19 protein-coding genes are annotated in these 17,466 nt (G+C 71.0%); 7 read left to right on the top strand and 12 right to left on the bottom strand.

From position 1 onward, the window contains the following. Nucleotide 1: 1 nt before the first annotated feature. The 7 genes from BM286_RS06100 to ahaH all read right to left on the bottom strand — a co-directional run bounded on the left by BM286_RS06100 (nucleotide 2) and on the right by ahaH (nucleotide 6,769). Nucleotides 2–1,765 (bottom strand): ATP synthase subunit A, encoded by a 1,764-nt coding sequence (locus BM286_RS06100; protein WP_092920697.1) that lies wholly within the window; start codon nucleotides 1,763–1,765, stop codon nucleotides 2–4. A 1-nt stretch (nucleotide 1,766) separates the two neighbouring features. After that, nucleotides 1,767–2,096 (bottom strand): V-type ATP synthase subunit F, encoded by a 330-nt coding sequence (locus BM286_RS06095; RefSeq protein WP_006629423.1) that lies wholly within the window; start codon nucleotides 2,094–2,096, stop codon nucleotides 1,767–1,769. Beyond that, on the bottom strand, nucleotides 2,093–3,139 hold the full coding sequence (locus BM286_RS06090) for a V-type ATP synthase subunit C (RefSeq protein ID WP_092920696.1): 1,047 nt from the start codon (nucleotides 3,137–3,139) through the stop codon (nucleotides 2,093–2,095). The genes BM286_RS06095 and BM286_RS06090 overlap by 4 nt, the downstream gene beginning before the upstream one ends. Then, on the bottom strand, nucleotides 3,136–3,714 hold the full coding sequence (locus BM286_RS06085) for a V-type ATP synthase subunit E (protein ID WP_092920695.1): 579 nt from the start codon (nucleotides 3,712–3,714) through the stop codon (nucleotides 3,136–3,138). Before BM286_RS06085 ends, BM286_RS06090 begins: the two co-directional genes overlap by 4 nt. A 21-nt stretch (nucleotides 3,715–3,735) precedes the next feature. Then, on the bottom strand, nucleotides 3,736–3,990 hold the full coding sequence (locus BM286_RS06080; RefSeq protein ID WP_092920694.1) for a hypothetical protein: 255 nt from the start codon (nucleotides 3,988–3,990) through the stop codon (nucleotides 3,736–3,738). Between the two features lie 204 nt (nucleotides 3,991–4,194). Further along, a complete protein-coding gene (locus BM286_RS06075) occupies nucleotides 4,195–6,408 on the bottom strand; it encodes a V-type ATP synthase subunit I (RefSeq protein WP_092920693.1) in 2,214 nt (737 codons plus the stop codon). Nucleotides 6,409–6,412: 4 nt separating this feature from the next. Beyond that, nucleotides 6,413–6,769: an ATP synthase archaeal subunit H gene (gene ahaH / locus BM286_RS06070; RefSeq protein ID WP_092920692.1), complete on the bottom strand. Its 357-nt coding sequence runs from the start codon at nucleotides 6,767–6,769 to the stop codon at nucleotides 6,413–6,415. A 177-nt stretch (nucleotides 6,770–6,946) separates the two neighbouring features. Between ahaH and minD the strand changes: the two genes are divergently transcribed. Beyond that, on the top strand, nucleotides 6,947–8,473 hold the full coding sequence (minD, locus tag BM286_RS06065; RefSeq protein WP_092920691.1) for a cell division ATPase MinD: 1,527 nt from the start codon (nucleotides 6,947–6,949) through the stop codon (nucleotides 8,471–8,473). A gap of 72 nt (nucleotides 8,474–8,545) precedes the next feature. Here the strand turns inward: minD and BM286_RS06060 are convergent, their stop codons facing one another. After that, complete coding sequence (locus BM286_RS06060; protein ID WP_092920690.1) at nucleotides 8,546–9,517, bottom strand: transcriptional regulator; 972 nt, start codon at nucleotides 9,515–9,517, stop codon at nucleotides 8,546–8,548. A gap of 197 nt (nucleotides 9,518–9,714) precedes the next feature. On the opposite strand from BM286_RS06060, the gene BM286_RS06055 reads away from it, so the two are divergent. Then, nucleotides 9,715–11,202, top strand: coding sequence for a tRNA(Ile)(2)-agmatinylcytidine synthase (locus tag BM286_RS06055; protein WP_092920689.1), 1,488 nt, complete (start codon nucleotides 9,715–9,717; stop codon nucleotides 11,200–11,202). 68 nt (nucleotides 11,203–11,270) lie between these two features. After that, nucleotides 11,271–11,624: a glyoxalase gene (locus tag BM286_RS06050; protein WP_092921314.1), complete on the top strand. Its 354-nt coding sequence runs from the start codon at nucleotides 11,271–11,273 to the stop codon at nucleotides 11,622–11,624. 9 nt (nucleotides 11,625–11,633) lie between these two features. On the opposite strand, the gene BM286_RS06045 is transcribed toward BM286_RS06050, so the two are convergent. Continuing rightward, nucleotides 11,634–11,864, bottom strand: coding sequence for a DUF7543 family protein (locus BM286_RS06045; protein WP_092920688.1), 231 nt, complete (start codon nucleotides 11,862–11,864; stop codon nucleotides 11,634–11,636). A gap of 88 nt (nucleotides 11,865–11,952) precedes the next feature. Then, complete coding sequence (locus tag BM286_RS15515; RefSeq protein WP_167603336.1) at nucleotides 11,953–12,126, bottom strand: hypothetical protein; 174 nt, start codon at nucleotides 12,124–12,126, stop codon at nucleotides 11,953–11,955. 93 nt (nucleotides 12,127–12,219) lie between these two features. Between BM286_RS15515 and BM286_RS06040 the strand changes: the two genes are divergently transcribed. Beyond that, nucleotides 12,220–13,395, top strand: coding sequence for an aminopeptidase P family protein (locus BM286_RS06040; RefSeq protein ID WP_092920687.1), 1,176 nt, complete (start codon nucleotides 12,220–12,222; stop codon nucleotides 13,393–13,395). Nucleotides 13,396–13,662: 267 nt separating this feature from the next. Beyond that, complete coding sequence (locus BM286_RS06035) at nucleotides 13,663–13,965, top strand: DUF5789 family protein (RefSeq protein ID WP_092920686.1); 303 nt, start codon at nucleotides 13,663–13,665, stop codon at nucleotides 13,963–13,965. Between the two features lie 336 nt (nucleotides 13,966–14,301). Here BM286_RS06035 and BM286_RS06030 read toward each other — a convergent pair whose 3' ends face one another. Together BM286_RS06030 and BM286_RS06025 are read right to left on the bottom strand one after the other, a co-directional pair. Then, on the bottom strand, nucleotides 14,302–15,537 hold the full coding sequence (locus BM286_RS06030) for a cation:proton antiporter (RefSeq protein WP_092920685.1): 1,236 nt from the start codon (nucleotides 15,535–15,537) through the stop codon (nucleotides 14,302–14,304). A gap of 61 nt (nucleotides 15,538–15,598) precedes the next feature. Further along, a complete protein-coding gene (locus BM286_RS06025; protein WP_092920684.1) occupies nucleotides 15,599–16,081 on the bottom strand; it encodes a cation:proton antiporter regulatory subunit in 483 nt (160 codons plus the stop codon). Between the two features lie 134 nt (nucleotides 16,082–16,215). Here BM286_RS06025 and BM286_RS06020 point away from each other — a divergent pair, with 134 nt between their 5' ends. Both BM286_RS06020 and BM286_RS06015 read left to right on the top strand, forming a co-directional pair. Continuing rightward, nucleotides 16,216–16,590: a DUF7562 family protein gene (locus BM286_RS06020; protein ID WP_092920683.1), complete on the top strand. Its 375-nt coding sequence runs from the start codon at nucleotides 16,216–16,218 to the stop codon at nucleotides 16,588–16,590. A gap of 37 nt (nucleotides 16,591–16,627) precedes the next feature. After that, nucleotides 16,628–17,461, top strand: a complete 834-nt coding sequence (locus BM286_RS06015; RefSeq protein WP_092920682.1) for a hypothetical protein — start codon at nucleotides 16,628–16,630, stop codon at nucleotides 17,459–17,461. Nucleotides 17,462–17,466 lie beyond the last annotated feature (5 nt).

The following is a 17,466-nucleotide window of genomic DNA, read 5'->3' as shown; positions in this document are numbered from 1 at the left end:
GTCAGTAGAGGCTCCGGAGCTCCTCGCTGATCTCGGCTTTGAGATCCTCGACGTACTCCTCGTAGTCCTCTTGCACGCCGATGCGGTTAATCCGCGGGGCCGACTCGATGTCGATGATCTCCTCGACCGGGACGCCGGCGTCGAGCGCGTCGAACGCCTCGTCGTTGAACGTCTGGATCGTCGTCAGCATGAGGTACGTCTTCTCCGGGGGACAGTACGTGTCGACCGGGTGGAACGCGTTCTGCTGGAGGTACGCCTCGCGCAGGTAGCGCGCGACCTCCAGGGTGAGCTGCTGGTCGTCGGGCAGGGCGTCCTTCCCGACGAGCTGGACGATCTCCTGCAGCTCCGTCTCCTCGTCGAGCACGTCGACCGCCCACTGGCGCCGCTCGGCCCAGTCGTCGGCGACCTCCTCTTCGAACCAGGGGTCCAGCTGATCCTTGTACAGCGAGTAGGACTCGTTCCAGTTGATCGACGGGAAGTGGCGGCGCTCCGCTAAGTCCGCGTCGAGCGCCCAGAACGTCTTCACGATCCGCAGCGTGTTCTGGGTGACCGGCTCGGAGAAGTCGCCGCCGGGCGGCGACACCGCGCCGATCGCCGAGACGGAGCCCTCCGTCCCGTTGATGTTCTCGAAGTAGCCGGCGCGCTCGTAGAACTGCGCGAGCCGGGCGGCGAGGTACGCGGGGTACCCCTCCTCGCCGGGCATCTCCTCCAGCCGGGAGGAGATCTCGCGCATCGCCTCCGCCCACCGCGAGGTGGAGTCGGCCATCAGCGCCACGTCGTACCCCATGTCGCGGTAGTACTCGGCGATCGTGATCCCGGTGTAGATACAGGACTCGCGCGCCGCGACGGGCATGTTCGAGGTGTTCGCGATGAGCGAGGTGCGGGCCATCAGCGGGTTGCCGTTGGCCGGGTCCTCCAGCTCGGGGAAGTCCTCGATGACCTCCGTCATCTCGTTGCCGCGCTCGCCGCAGCCGACGTAGACGATGATGTCCGCGTCGGCGTACTTCGCGAGCTGGTGCTGAGTGACCGTCTTCCCGGAGCCGAACGGGCCGGGAATCGCGGCCGTCCCGCCCTTCGCGATGGGGAACAGCCCGTCGAGGATGCGCTGCCCGGACACCAGCGGCGTCCGGGGCGTCTTCTTGTCCTCCGCGGGGCGGGCCTCGCGCACCGGCCACTCCTGGTGCATCGAGACCGCCTCGCCGTTGTCGAGCTCGACGACCGTCTCAGTCACGTCGAAGCTGCCGGCCTCGGCGGCGACGACCTCGCCGCCCTCGTAGTCCGGCGGCACCATGACCTTGTGGTCGATGGTGACCGTCTCCTCGACGACGCCGACGATGTCGCCGGGCTCGACGACGTCGCCTTCCTCGACCGCGGGCTCGAACTCCCACTCCTCCTCGAGGTCGATGCCGGGCGCGTCGACCCCGCGGTCGAGGTAGGGGCTCCCCATCTTGCCCTCCAGCACGTCCAGGGGGCGCTGAACGCCGTCGTAGATGGCGTCCAGCATCCCCGGGCCGAGGTCGACCGACAGCGGCTCGCCCGTGTTCTCGACGGGTTCGCCGGGGCCGACGCCGGAGGTCTCCTCGTACACCTGAACGGTCGTGAGGTCGCCCTCGATCTCGATCACTTCCCCCATGAGCCCTTCGTCGCCGACGTAGACGACGTCGTTCATGCGGGCGTTGAGATCGCGGGCGGTCACGACCGGACCGCTCACGCTCTGAATGACACCGCTGTCTGTCGCGGCGTCGGTTGTGTCTGCTTTGCTCATATTAGTCGTCTTCCTCCATCAGGTCGATGCCGATGGCGCGTTTGATCTGGTCGCGCAGCCCGCCGCTGCCGGCGCCGGAGCCGCCGAGCGTCACGAGGACCGGCTCGATGCTCCCCTCGACCGCCTCGCGGGTCCCCCGCGAGAGGTGGTCGAGGTCGTCGTCGTGCATCACGATGATGCCGACGCCCTCGTCGTCGAGCGTCCGCTCGACGGCGTCGTCGAGCTTCTCGTCCTTCTCGTCGTCCGGCACGTTCTCGAACGCCCGGACGCCGGCGAGGCGGAATCCGGTCGTGAACTCCGGGCTGCCGACGACCGCTATCTCCTGGCTCATGTTATCACCAGCTCCGATTCGATCTCGTCCGGCGAGAGGCCGGCCTCCTTTCCGCGGGCGATCGCTCGGATGTTCTCCGTCTCGCGCTCCTTCGCGAGGATGTAGGAGATCACCGGGGTGACCGACACCGGGTGGATCGTGCCGAGCCGGTCGCCGTACGCCAACAGCGCGCCGTCGATCGCGTGTTCGAACGCGATGAGGCTGTCCGCCGCCTCGAGCTCGCGCAGCGCGGGCCCGAGCTCCTCGCCGTACTGGCTGTCGCCGATGTACTCGACCAGCTCGTCGAGGTTCTGCGCCAGCCGCGCGAGCGACGAGCGAGTGAACAGGTCGCCCCCCTCGATGAAGTACGCCGCGGGGTCGATATCGGCGCCCGAGCGGGCGAGCCGGAGCGCGTTCGTCGCGTTCCGGAAGTCGACCTCTGCCCTGAGGAACGCCTCGTACTGCCGGGTCGGCTCGTCGCCGCCGAGCCCGGAGAGGAGCCGCTCGTAGAACGCGCGGTCGACCGCGTTCTCCAGCGGCACCAGCACGCCCGTCTCCTCGAACTCGGCGTACGCCTCCCGCAGCGGCTCCCCGTAGATCGTGTCTTCGAGGACCTCGATCACGCCGTCGATCGAGTCCGCCTCCAGCAGCCGCCGGATCCGGCGGTCGTCGAACTCGCCGGCGCGGATCAGGTCGGCCTCGACGGCCGACTGGTCCGCGTCGGTGTAGACGCCGCGGATGACCGTCTTCACGTTCCATGCGTCGAATTTCCGGAGGTACCGGGCGATCAGGTCGTACAGCGTCCCCTCGCTCCAGTCGAGGATGTCGTCGAACTGCTCGGCGAGGTTCCGGTTCAGCGCGTACTCGATCAGGTCGACGCCGCCGTGGCGACTCCCCAAGGCGTTGATCTCCTCGCCGTAGCTCGACTCCTCCATGAACCGGGCGATCTCCGCCGGCCCCATCCGGGTGAGCTTGCGGTACTCCTCGTCCCCGTAGAGGCTGCCGCGGCGGGCACGAACCCGCGCGACGACGTACTCGGGGTTCGAGCTGCCGGCGGCGCTCATTGGTCGAACAGCCGCTCCGAGATGTTCTTCAACTCGTCGTCCCAGACGGACTCCAGGACCGAGTCGAACGTGTTGTTCACGCGAACGCGGGAGGTGTCGCTCTCGGCGACGACGCCGCCGAGACAGTCGACTTCGCCGTCGACCTCGGCGTTGCGGTCCGCGACGAGCTCTTCGAGCAGCTCGACGTCCTCGGCGCGGGTGTAGACGGCGACGTCCTCGTCGTCGTCGAACTCCGCGAGGCTCGCGTCGAGCAGGGCCTCGGTGAGCTCGCGGCGGTCGTCGCCCTCGAGGCCGGCGATCGCCGCCTCGACCTCGTCGCGAACGTCCTCCAAGACGTCGCGGCGAGCGCCGAGCCGCTCCTGTTTGGCCTCGAGCTTCGCCGAGGAGAGCGTCTGTTCGCGCTCCTGGTCGATCTGACGCTCGACCTCGGCGAGCCGCTCCTCGCGGATGCGCTCCGCGTCGGCCTCCGCCTCGGCGACGATCTCGTCGGCCTCCGCCTCGGCCTGTTCGCGGATCTCCTCCGCACGCGCGCGGGCCTCATCTTCGACGTCCTCAACGACGGTTTCCAAACTCATTGGTTGAAAAACGCTGGAGAGTTACCCGACGATGAAGACGACGACGAGCGCGAGGATGACGATCGTCTCGGGAAGGACCGTCAGGATGAGCCCGTTCACGAAGAGGTCGTCGTCCTCCGCCATCGCGCCGACGGCGGCCGACCCGATACCGCGCTCCGCGTAGCCGGCGCCCAGCGCTGCCAGGCCGACGGCGAGCGCCGCCGCGGCACTGGGGTTAGTCAGCGTTCCACCGGTCGACAGTACGAGGTTCCCGAGTTCGTTGGTAGCTTCAAACATTGGTAGTAGTTGCTGTTGCTCGTCTCCGAACGGTTGCTATTTGCCCCTAGAGGAGTCATAAAGCTTCCCAAAACGACCGAACGGATTCGGGGAAAACGAGGCGGAAAGCGGGGGCTACTGCGGTCGAAAACCCGACGGCGGTGCCGGGTCCGAGCGCGGGGGAACGCGACGGGACCGAACGGTGGCCGGCGGTCGGTCCGGCCGTCAGTCCTCGCGGGTGTACTTCCGGTCGCGGCCGAACGGCAGGTACGCCCGCCCGCCGCCCTCGTAGAAGTTCCCGAAGAACTCCACGTACTCGAGGCGGACGGCCTGGATACCGGCGGACGTGACGCCGAGCAGCAGGACGACGAGGTGGCCGACGACCGCGACGAGAATCCCGGCCACGAGGGCGACGACCCCGACGAGGCCGATGGAGGCGGGATCGAACGCGGTGGTGATCCCCGCGAAGACCAGCTCCTCGCTCGGCGTCTCCTGAACGTGAGCGAGGTGCTCCGCGGAGAAGATGAAGTGGAAGCTCCCCTGGCCGCCGTCGTCGATGTACGCGCCGAACGCGAGCAGGTTGACCGCGAGCGCCATCCCGCCCTTCGCGAGCAGGACGGCCATGAGCCGGGCGTACGAGATGACGTTGACGACGGGCGAGAGGAACTCGGCCAGCTCCGGCGGTTCACCGATTCCCAGCAGGACGATCCCGAGGGCGGCCGCCGCGGCGCCGGCGATGCCGACGACGACCGGGAACCCGCTGAACGAGACCGCGCCGAAGGTGAGGACCGAGACCGCGTCGAACAGGAAGTCGGGCTTCGGACCGGGAACGTGCTGGCTGAAAATCCAGATCCACGCGCCGTTGAGGATCAGCAGCCACGATCCCCCCTCGTAGATCGCGTGTTTGAGGTCGTGCTGCTGGTGGGTGCGCACGAACGAGAGGACGTGTCCGATATTGAGGTGAACGATGCCGAACACGACGCTCACGACCAGGAACGAGAGGCCCCAGTCGAGGTCGGCGGGCGAGAGGCCCTTCCCCTCGACCGGCCAGTGGATCCCGAGCAGCTGGTAGGCGTGGTAGCCGAACAGGTCGATGCCGTAGTAGATCCCGAACAGTATCGTGAATCCGCCGGCCCACATCGCGACGGCGCCGAGTTCGCGGAACGAGCCGTCGTACTTGGTGTACATGAAGTAGCCGACCGCGGCGTACAGCGCGCCGTACCCGACGTCACCGATCATGAACCCGAACATCGCCGGGAACGTCAGGAAGACCAGAAGCGTCGGGTCGAACTCCGAGTACCTCGGCCGCCCGAACGCCTGAACGAGCAGTTCGAACGGTCCCGCGGCGCCGCCGTTGTCCTGAACGACCGGCGGGTCGTCGGAACCGTGCGCCGCGTGGCCGCCGTCGGTGGCCGCCTCGCGCTCCGCGGTCGCGTCCTCGGCGTCTGCGGCGGGAGAGTCGGACGCCTCCGCCCCGCCGGTCTCGTCGTCGACCGGCTCGGCGTGGTGGTCGCCGTCGGCGGTGAAGGAGGCGCGTTCGAGCTCCTCGACCTCGACGTGATCGCCCACCGCGTCGACGACGGCCGCCTCGAAGTCGGGGTACGTCTCGGTCGGCACCCACCCCTCGGCGACGAAGGCGTTCTCCGTCGTCGCGAAGGAGAGCGGCGCCTCCTTCTTTTCGGCCTCGATGGTGAGCCGCTCTTCGGCGCGCAACAGGAAGCCGGCGGCCTCCTCTTTCACCGAGTCGAGCTCGCTTTCGACGGCGTCGAGCTCGTCGCGGAGGTCGGCCTGCTCGGCCTCCAGCTCCGCGACGTACTCCTCGGGGCTCGCGTCCGCGTCCGGCACGTCGAGCAGCGCGATGTCGACGCCGACGAGCGCGTCCTGAACGACGCCCTCGGCGTCCGGGTCGGTCGGTCGCGCGACGATGGCGACCACGTCGCCGCCGGCGAAGACGTCGAAGGCGCCTATCGTTTCGGCGTCTTCGAGCGCCGCCTCGACGGCGCTGACCTTCGCCTCGCCGACGACGACCTCGACCGAGTCGTAGCCGCGCAGGTACTCCAGGTCGATCCCGAGCTCGGCGAACGGCTCCATCCGGTCGATCTCCTCCTGCCGGTCGCGGATCGCGGCCTGGAGCTCGTCGCGCTCGTCGTTGAGCTCGTTGACTCGCTCGCGGACGCGGTCGAGCTCGGCCTCGAGTTCGTCGTCGTCGAGCGACCGAGCGACGTCGGCGTCGTCGGCCTCGACGTCGAGGATGCTCTCGAGCGACCGGACCGTCACGAGCCGCTCGTTGACGGTCTCGGCGCCCTCGAGCGAGGTCCCGGGCTCGAACCCCTCGTACCGGTCGTCGTAGTCGGTGACGTGCAGGGAGTGGTGGGCGTACGCCGCCTCGATGACGTCGTCGATGACGCGCTTCGATCCCGTCACCGACACCCGGCTCATCCGCTCAGGCCTGAGCATCCACCGCCTCCTCGGCCTGTTGGTTCACCGCTTCCTCGAACCGTTCGACGGCGTAGTCGACGGCCGAGTCCACGCGCTCGCGGGCCTCGCGTTCGAGCTCGTCGCGGTCGTTACGCCCCGATTCGAGGATCTCCTCGCGCCGCTCTTCGATCTCCTCGCGGGCCGCTTCGAGCCGCTCTTGGGCCTCGGCCTCCGCCTCCTCCTCGGCCTCGGCGCGGATCTCGTCCGCGCGCTCTCGAGCCTCGGCGAGGCGCTCGTCGGCGTCCGACTCCGCCGTCGCGATGATCTCGTCCGCCTCCCGTTCGGCCTGCTTGATCGAGTTGAGCACCTCTGGTCTCGCCATGCTACTAATCGCCTGAAACTCCACAAGCGACGTATAAGGTGTTTGCGAAAGCCCGCGGGGTTTCGCGGAGATACCGGGGCGATTCCGGACGGATCTCGTCCGGAACGCGTCCGACCCGGCGGTCGGATCCGGTCGCCGCCGCCTACATTTAAGTAGCAGTCGCCGGACCCTCACCGTATGGCAACGGTGTATGCGGTCGCGTCGGCGAAAGGTGGCGTCGGGAAGACCACCACGACCGCGGCGCTGGCGACGGTTCTGGCGGAGTCGGGCGCCGACGTCGTCGCGATAGACGCCGACCTCGGCATGGCGAACCTCGCGGGCGTCGTCGGGGTGACCCCCGGCGAGACCACCCTCCACGACGTCCTCGCCGGCGAGGCAGACCCGGAGGACGCGGTCCGCGAGGGGGCGTCCGGCCTCCGGGTCGTCCCGGGGGCGGCCGACCTCGACGCGTACGCGGCCGCGGACCCGTCCGGGCTCCGCCGGGTCGTCGAGGCGTTCGGTGACGCCGACTTCGTGTTCGTCGACGCGGGCGCCGGCCTCTCCCACGACTCGACGATGCCGCTCGCGGTCGCCGACGAGACGCTGCTCGTCTCGACGCCGGAGCGGAGCGCCCTCGGCGACACCGAGAAGACCCGACAGCTGACCGAGCGCCTCGGCGGGACCGTCGCGGGCGCCGCGATCACGCGCGTGACCGACGACGCCGACGAGGTCGTCACGGCGCTGCTCGACGCCCCGATCCTCGGCCGGATCCCCGACGACGAGGCCGTGCCCCGGGCCGCGGCGGCGAACCGACCCCTGCTGGCCGTCGCGCCCGACGCGCCGGCGACGCGGGCGTATCGCGACCTCGCCCGGGCCCTGACGGGAACCGATATCGACGGCACCGGGCTCGACGAACCCGCGGCCGACGCCGCGGGCGGTGCCGGAGACGGGGGCGACGGAGACGACGACGGCGAGGCCGAACCGGAAGCGACCGACGACGAGGCGGGGGAGAGCGAACGAGCGGACGCGGACGAGCTGGAGGCCGACGACGAACGCACCACCGACGAAAGCGACGGCGAGGCCGCCTCCGAGGACGGCGAGGCCGCCTCCGAGGACGGCGAGATAATCGTCGCGGACCCCGACGCGACCGGGGTGACGGAGCCGGGCGACGGCGAGGACATCATCGTCGCGAGCGAGAGCGAACCGACCGACGATGACACGGACGAGGACGCGGACGGAGGTCCCGCCGCCGACGGCGACGAGACGGCGAGCGAATCGGCCGCGGCGACCGCCGGTGAGGGCGACGGGGACGCAGCCGAGAGCGACGCAGCGGAGGGCGACGAGGACGCAGCCGAGAGCGACGCAGCGGAGGGCGACGAGGACGCAGCCGAGAGCGACGCGGAGGAGAGCGACGCGGAACCGGCCCCGATTCCCGATGCGGACGAGACCGCGCGGACGGCGACCGGCGAGACCGGGTCCGGCGACGACGTCGAGGACGAGTTGGCCGGCAGCATCCCGTTCCGCGACGACGACACCGGGACGATGAACACCGTGCTGTCCGACGAGGACCGGGAAGACGAGGGGAACGACGGATCCGAGTCGTCCCCGGACGCCGACGACGCGGACCGAACCGATCCCGAGCCCTCCGAAGCGGCCGACCCCCGGAGCGACGAGGAGGAACAGGAGAAGAGCGGGGGATTCTTCAGCCGGCTCTTCGGTCGGTAGGGAGCGGCGAGGCCGTGACTCGTCGAGCGGGTAGCCGGCGCAGCGGGAATCGGTCGGACCGCGGCGACGCCGTCAGGCCTCCGAGGGAACGCGGGCGCGGTCGCGGATCAGCTCGCGGATCTCCTCGGGGTCGGTGACGGACGCGAGCTCCTCGCAGGAGACCAGAGCGGTGCCGTCGACGGACTCGCGCTTCTCGTCCTCCTCGGTGAAGTACACCGACCGGGTCTGTGCCACCTCGCCGATGGAGGACATGATCCGGGCGCGCTTCTCGGCCGCGGCGGTGAACGCCGAGTGGCCGGTGAGCACGCGCGTCGCGGGGCTGTCCTCGTCCTCTGAGACGGCCTTGAACGGCGCGCGGGCGGTCGGGTGGACGGTGAAGCCGGCGCTCGTGAGCACGCCCAGGACGTGTTCGTCGTCGGGGTCGGCCGCGGGCGCCGAGGGCGTCGGCTCCGCGTCCCGGACATCGTCCGCGCCCTCGAGCACGTCGACCGGGCTGGAGAACGGCTGGTCGAACAGGTCCTCCAGCTGGATCGCCACCTCGATGGAGGCGTTCATCCCGTCCTCGTACTTCGAGACGGTGCGCCTGGAGACGCCCAGCTCGTTCGCGAGGCGGCCGAGCGACCAGCCGCGCTCCTCGCGCTCGTCGGCCAGCAGGTCGCCGTCGAGGCTGACGTACAGCCCGCCGGGCGCCGCGTAGATGAGCGGGGGCATCCCCTCGACGAACAGGTCGTAGGCGGTGTCGGGGTTGATCACCGGCACGCCGTGCCTGAAGTAGACGACGCCCGGCTTCAGCTCCTCGTCGCGGGTTCGGATCCCGATCACCATCGGCGTTCCCCTGAGGTACTCGCCGAGCCGGCGCATCTCCGCGCCGGTCTCCGCGTCGAGCGCGTCGACGTTGCCGAGGATCTTCAAGAGGAGGAGGTCCTCGTCGCGGCGGGCCGCCACGTCGAAGCTCTTGGGCCGGACCGCACACCGGTCGCTAACGAGGAAGCCCGCGTCCTCCAGCATCGCGGTGACGTTCTCGATGAGCGCAGTCCGGGACATAGCCGAAACAAGCGGCTCGCCGTATATATGCGTTGTGTCGTCTCCCTCCCGACGAAACTGCCGCCCGCCTGCGATTTTCCGCGTTCGGCACGGGAAACGGTTAAATACTCGACCGGGGCCGAGAGCGGGTCGACCGACCGGAGAGCGACCGGGCCGCCCTCGAAAGGGGCTTGACGCGCCGCCACGAACCGCGTCGCATGCCGATCGTCGCCGTCGACGACACCGACTCCCGCGAGCGCGGGATGTGCACGACGTACGTCGCGACGCGGATCGCGGAGCGGCTCGCGGACGCGGGCGGCCGAGTCCGTCGGCGGCTACTCGTTCGCCTGAATCCGGCCGTGAAACACAAGACGCGCGGGAACGCCGCGGTCGCGATCCACGTCTCCGGGGTCGACGCGGAGCGGGCCGCGACCGTCGCCGTCGAGACGGTCGAGGAGCTCGCTGCGGCCGCTGACCCCCGGACCTCCCCCGGCATCGTCGTCGCCGACCGCGACGTCGACGGCGACCCCTTCGACCCGACCGGGGAGCCGATCCCGGAGGCGGTCGCCGGATTCGCGCACCGCGCGCTCCGCGAGCGGCTCTCCGTCGCCGAGGCGGTCGACCTCGCCGACGAACACGGGTTCCGACACGCCGCGGTCGGCTCGGCAGGCGGGGCCGGCATGGCGGACGGGGGCCGCGAGACAGACGAGGCGGACGAGGCCGGCGGGGCGGACGGGGTCGCGGGACGGGGGCGGATCGGCGCGCTCGCGGCGGTCGGCGCGCCGGCGGCGTTCGACGACTGGACGTTCGAGCGGATCGCCTACCGCGAGCTCGACCGCTGCGGGACGCCCCGCGAGGTCGACGTCGAGAGCGTCTTCGCCGCCGCCGAGGAGGGGTACCCGACGGTCTGGGACACCGTCGACCGCGAGACCGGCGCCGCCGTCTGCGTCCCCAACGCCCCCGGGCCGATCCTCTACGGTATCCGGGGCGACGATGCGACCGCGTGTCGCGAGGTCGCGGCCGATATCGACGGCGAAACGGTCGACCGCGCCGCGACGTTCCTGACGAACCAGGGCACCGATGCCCACCTCGCGCCCGGGCGAATCGGGGGCCTCCGCGACGGCGCCGGCTACCGCGTCGCGGGCGTGGTGGCGAGCGCGCCAGAGACGAAACAAGGGGGGCACGTCCACGTCGACGTCGCGGCCGCGACGGGCGAAGGCGGTCCGGCCGCGGACCGCGACACCCTCCGCGCCGTCGCGTTCGCGCCCACGGGGCGGTTCCGCGACCGGGTGCGCGCGCTCCGGCCGGGCGACCGCGTCACCCTCTGCGGCGAACACGAGGTGCGAGAACACGAGGTGCGAGAACACGAGGTGCGAGAACACGAGGTGCGAGAACACGAGGTGCGAGACGACGCGGACGGGCCCGAGAGCACGCTTAAGCTGGAGAAGTTCGCCGTCCGCGACCTCGTCCGAACGGCGCCAGCGGTGCCGACGTGTCCCGACTGCGGGCGGTCGATGTCCTCGGCGGGGAGCGGGCAGGGGTACCGGTGTCGCGACTGCGGCACGAGCGCGCCGGGGAAGGTCGCGGAACCGATCGAGCGCGACCTCGAGGTCGGCTGGTACGAGGTGCCGCCGAGCGCGCGCCGCCACGTCGCGAAGCCCCTCGTCCGCGGCGGGTTCGACGCGCCGACGCACCCGGAGCGGTGACGCGGACCCGCCCGGAGCGATAACGCCCGCCCGGAGCGATGAAGTGGTCGCCGCCCGAGCGGCCGGACGTGACCGGAATCGTCTTCCACGCGACGGAGCGGCGCGACGCGGTCGTCGAGTTCTACCGCGAGCGGCTGAACGCGACCGTGCGGCTCGAACAGCCCGACTGCACGATCTTAGAGTTCGACGGGTTCCTGTTCGGGTTTTGCGAGCGTGAGGAGGCCGACGACTGCGGGATACTCACCTTCGTCTACCCGGACCGAGAGGGGGTCGACGCCGCCGCCGGTCGGCTGGGCGACGCGGTCGTGACGGAGCCGCGGGAGAACGAGACGTACGACATATACCAGTGTTTCGCCGAGGATCCGGAAGGGCGGACCGTCGAGTGTCAGGTCTTCCTTAACGACGCGGTCGACATCGAGTAGCCGCGCGTGCTACTCGTCGAGGGCGCGGGCCTCGCGCCACTCGGTCGCCCGCGCCTCGGCCGCGTCTCGGTCGTCGAACCGCACGCGCTCGTAGGCCGACTCGTCGGCCGCCTGCTCCATCACGTCGAGGCGGACGACGAAGCCGCCCGCCGCGCGCTCGCGGAGCCTGACGGTCGCGTACCCGTCCGACCGCTCCCACTCGGTGACCGTGCCGTCGTCGCGCTCCAGCGACCAGCTCATACCCGGGCGGACGCGCCCCGCGGCTAAAGCGGTGCGGTTCCGAGGCCGCGGCGCGGCGCCGAGTTCGGCGAGGCGGGTCGCGGCCGAGTCAGTCGCCCGCCGGCGACCGCTCGGCGCTCGACGACCGCTCTAGGGCCGGCGTGGCGGCGTACCCGCACACCGGGCAGACGACGTAGCCGAGCGAGTCGTACGGCACCGAGGTCGAGGGGGCGCGCACGTCGCAGTCGGGGCAGTCGAACGTCGCGGCGTTCTCGGTCGACATACTGTCTCGGAGCGACCGATCCGCCCTAGTTATGCGCCGCTTGCGGCCACGTCAACGCCATCCTACTTATATATCGAGACCGAATTCCGGCGCGTGACCGACGACGCACACGCGGGAGGGCCGGCGAAGGGGGCGGCGGAGGAGAGGGAGCCGAGTCGACCGTCCGAGCGGCGACGCGAGCGGGCCGCGCAACGGCTGGACGAGGTCGACGCGGCGGGCCTGGTCGCGTTCCCGAGCCGCAACCTCCAGTACCTCACCGGCTTCGCGGAGGAGCCCGGCGAGCGGCACTTCTTCCTCGTCGTGCCGGCCGCGAGCGCGGCCGACCCCGAGCCGGCGCTGCTGGTGCCCGCGCTGTACGAGACGCAGGTCCGGGAGGCGACGGGCGTCGCGGAGGTGCGGACGTGGAGCGACGGCGACGACCCGGTCGCGGCGACGCGCGACCTGCTCGCGGACCGGGGGCTCGACGCCGGGCGGCTGCTCGTCGACGACACGATGTGGGCGCGGTTCACGCAGGACCTCCGCGCGGCGGCGCCCGACGCGACGTGGGGGCTCGCGAGCGAGGCGCTCGCCGGCCTCCGGGTCCGGAAGGACGAGGCCGAACTGGCGGCGCTGCGCGAGGCGGCCGCGGTCGCGGACGCGGTCGTCGGCGACCTCCGCGCGCTGGGCGCCGACGCCGTCGGCATGACCGAGGCCGCCCTGGCCGACCGGATCGCGGAGCGACTGACCGAGCGCGGCGGGCGCGGCGTCAGCTTCGAGACGGTCGTCGCGGCCGGCGAGAACGGCGCGAAGCCCCACCACGGGCACGGCGACCGCGAGATCCGGGCTGGCGAGCCGGTCGTCCTCGACTTCGGGACGCGCGTCGACGGCTACCCCTCCGACCAGACGCGGACGCTCGTCTTCGGCGGCGAGCCGAGCGAGGCGTACGCGGAGGTCCACGAGGTCGTGCGCGAGGCGCAGGCGGCCGGCGTGGAGGCGGTCGAGCCCGGGGTCCCCGCGTCGGCCGTCGACCGCGCCGCGCGCGACGTGATCGAGGCGGCGGGGCACGGGGACGCGTTCGTCCACCGGACCGGCCACGGCGTGGGGCTGGACGTCCACGAGGAGCCCTACCTCGTCGCCGGGAACGACCGCCCGCTGGAACCGGGAATGGTGTGTTCCGTCGAGCCCGGAATCTACCTCGACGGGCGCTTCGGCTGTCGGATCGAGGACCTCGTGGTCGTCACCGAGGACGGCTGCGAGCGGCTGAACCGGACCGACCGCGGATGGGAGTGACGGGGAGATAGGCGAAGCGGTTCGCGACGGAGTCGAGTCGGCGGAAAGCGCGGAGACCGGCGTGTCGGCGTTCGACACGCGAGTGCGGGAGTCGTGTGCCTGCGCCCCCAACCGGAGATTACGCCCGGATAATATAACAGTATTACCGGATTATTTCGGGTGTGTTCTCGGTGTCGGACCGAGCCGGCGGCGGCCTCGCGGCTGCGCCCCCGCGGACCCCCGAACGGCATCGAAACCATTAGTGTCGCCCGAGCGGAACCGCGGGGCATGAGCGACACCGATTCGGACGAGGCGGACGAGGAGGCCGAAGCGGAACCGGCCGTCGAGCTCGGGGACGGGCCGGACGTGGCCGGCGAGCCCGTCGCCCGCGTCGCGTCGCGGCTCACCTGGCCCGCGACGCGCAGCGACGTCCGCGAACAGGAGGGCGACGCCGAACTCCGGACGCCCGACGGCGCGCGCACGCTCGACGACGTGCTCGCGGAGAGCGAGGTCCCCCTCTTCGAGAGCCGGAGCGAGTTCGTTCAGGCGGTCGAGGACGTCGTCGGCCGCGGCCCGGTCGCGACCGAGTAGGCGTCGAGCGCGACGGCACTACCGATATCCAGCAGCCGAGACGACGAGAGACGGTTACGATGGCGGTCGGCGCGCGCCTGCGAGCGGTCGCCCTCCGGCGACCGCGAGCCAGCGCGTGCGAGGGAGTCGGGCGACCGTCGCTCCGCTCCGGTCGCCCGACGAGGCTGGGGAGGCGTGAGGTGCGGGGCCGTGCGGGGCGGAACTCAGAGGAGCTTTGACGGCGTTCACCGCCGATCCGTTGACCACCGTTTGTAACCGAGTGACCGGACCGCTGCCGGTGTTGGCCATCGACACGCCGACGACTGCGTATGGATAAACGACCCCGCCACCGAACTCCTACCCGCCCGCCCCGCTGCCGTCCGCTCCGCCACGATCCAGCCACGAGGTCGCGATCGACTCGAACGGCGCGGAGTAGCCCATCAGCGTCGTCCCCAGGACCGCCATCACGAGGACGTAGCCGACCGCGAACGCGTTGATCGTCCCCGCGAGCGCCGGATCGAACGAGCCCGCCTCCGCGCCGGTGACCGCGACCGTCGCGATGATCAGCGAGAACTCGCCGCGCGTGGTCATGCCGAGGCCGACCCGCGTCGACCGCCGGACGTCGAGGTCGAACGCCCGCCCCGCGAGGTAGCCGGTGACGACCTTCGTCGGCGTGGTCACGACCACGGCGAGCGCGACGAACACCGCGACGTCCGCGAACAGCGCGGGGTCCGTGACGAGCCCGATCCAGAAGAAGAACACCGCGGCGAAGAGGTCGCGGACCGGCTCCAGGATCGTCTCGATCGCGTGGGCCCGGTCCGTCGCGGAGAACGCCATTCCCACGAAGAAGGCCGCGACCGCCTCGCTGACGCCGAGCGCGAGCGCCGCGCCGGCGACGAACACGACCGCCGCCACGGCGCGCAGCGCCACGAACTCCCGGTTGTCCGTCGCGACGAGCCGGTCGAAGAGCGGGGCGCCGAACCGGACGACGCCGAGCAGGCCGACGATGAATCCGACCGCGATGCCCACGTCGGTCGCGGCCGCGGCGACGTCGCCGCCGCCGAGCACCAAGGCGGACGCGACCGCGAGGTAGACGGCGATGAACAGGTCCTCGTACACCAGGGTCCCGAGCAGCGGCTCCGCCTCGTCGTTGGCGATCCAGCCGAGGTCGATGAGGGACTTCGTGATCACCGCCGACGAGGAGATGTAGACGATCCCGGCGACCAGGAACGCCGGGAGGAACGCGTCGAAGACGAGCCAGCCGAGGACGAGTCCGACCCCGAAGTTGGCCAGGTCGATCGTTCCCGCGGTCCCGATCGGGCGCCACCGACCGAGCAGTCGGTCGAGGTTGAACTCCAGGCCGAGGAAGAAGAGGAGGAAGACGATCCCGAGCTCCGCGCCGAGCGCGATGAACTCCGTCTCGGGGACGTAGACGGTGCCGACGGCGGGAAGGGCGACCCGTCCGAGGACGAACTCCCCGACCAGCATCCCGACGAGGATGTACGCGGGGATCACGGACTGCCCGAGGCGGTTCGCGAGCCAGCCGGCGACCGCGACCGCGGCGAACATGACGCCGACGTCGAGCAGCGCCACTACCAGTCACCTCCGGGAGGGCGGACCGTAACGCCGAAACCGGCGGCGCCGTGCCGGCCTGTCATTCGGTGAGTATCGCTTCGAACGCCGCGCAGTTCTCGCGGGTGCCGACTCCGATGAGGGTGTCGCCCTCGCGGAGGGTGGTCTCGGCGCCCGGGCTGTCGAGCACCTCGTCGCCGCGCTGGATGGCGACGACGGCGAGCCCGGTCCGGTTGCCGATGTCGGCGCTCTCGAGCGTCTCGCCGACGAGCGGCGACCCGGGCGGGAGTTCGTACCACTCCAACAGGACGCCGCCCGGCAGCGTCGTCTCCTGCGTCTCCGGCTCGACCGGCTGGAAGTACGCCCCCTCGATGATCGAGCCGATGGTCCGGGCGAGGTCGTCGGAGAACTCGAACGCCCTCTCGGAGTCGGCGTCCGGGTCGGTCCGCCGGAACACCTCTCGCTTGCCGGTGTTGTGGATGACGACGATCATCTCCTCGCCGCCGCCCAGTTCGATCTCGAACTTCTTGCCGACCCCCGGGAGGTCGGACTCGGTGACCGTCATACCGAGACCAGAGAGCCCACGGTAATATGTCTACACCTCTCGCCGGCGGACCCGCGTCAGCGGTCGGCGGGTCCCGTCAGCCGAGCGTCGGCCGCGCACCAAACGCTAAGTGGGGCGAGAGAAAGGGGATCGGTATGTGGCGCTCCCGGGGGGGCCGAGACCGGCAAACGGTGGTCTGTATCGCGTGCGGCGACTCGGTGGCACGGGAAGACGCCCGCGAGTACGACAAGGAGGGCGACCGCTGGAGCCGGCGCGACAAGGAGTTCGAGTACCTCTGTACCGACTGCGACGACGAGATATCGCACCAGCCCCGCGACGGGCTCGAATCGCTGATTCGCTCCATCGAGGCGGACGGACTCACCACCGAGGAGTTCCTCGACCGCTACGCGGACGCGGTCGCGGGCGACGCGGACGACCGGACCGACGAGGCCGACACCCGAGGGCGGTCGGATCGGAAACGCTCCGACCGCGACCGCTCCGACCGCGACCGCTCCGACCGCGACCGATAATGCTACCCGTCGGGGACCGGTACCCCGGCTCGTACGCATGAACGCCCTCCACGCGGTAGCCGCGGCTTCCGGCCCCGTTTCGACCGCTATCGACGCCGCCGACCCCGTTCCGACGGCCATCGGCGTCGGCGCACTGGCCCTCGGACTCGTGTTCCTCGCGCGCGGTGCGAGCGGTACCGTCGACGCGGTCGGCGTCCTCCGAGCGACGACGACGGGTCCGGCCGGGCTCGACGGCGACGAGCGAGCGGTGCGGATCACGGGACGAGCCGCCGCGATCGACGACGAGACGCTTCCCGCACCGTTCGGCGGCGATCCCGCCCTCTGCGTCGACTACGACGTCTCGGAGTTCCGCAGCCAGGGAGAGGGGCAGTCGTGGGTCACGATCGACGGGGGTGAGGCCGGCGTCCCGTTCCGCGTCGACGACGGCGGGACCGGGATCCGAGTCGACCCCGCGGCGGCGGCGTTCTCGCTCGACGTCGACGAGAAGATCAAGGTCGACGCCGACGAGGAGCCGCCGGAGCGCGTCCGAGGGTTCGTCGACGCGGTCGACGAGGTCGACGCCACGGAGACGGGGTACGAGGTGGGACCGGTCACGATCGGCGACGACCCCCGACGCCGGTACCTCCAGCGGACGCTCCGGCCGGGCGACGAGGTGACCGTCGTCGGTGACGCCGAGGCGTTCCCGGACGCGCCCGTCGGGGAGGTGAAATCGCGGATCGCGGACGGGTCGCCGTTCGTCGTCGCGGACGCGACCCCGCGGCGGACCGCGCTCCGACTGGTCGGCGCGTCGGCGGTTCCGATCGGCGGCGGCGCGGTCATGCTCGTCGTCGCGGCGGTGGCGCTGTCGCCGGTGGTCGCGGCGCTCGTCTGAGGTTC

This window comes from Halorubrum sodomense, assembly GCF_900111935.1.
Taxonomy (GTDB): Archaea; Halobacteriota; Halobacteria; order Halobacteriales; family Haloferacaceae; genus Halorubrum; species Halorubrum sodomense.
This window is presented reverse-complemented; position numbering and strand designations above follow the sequence as displayed.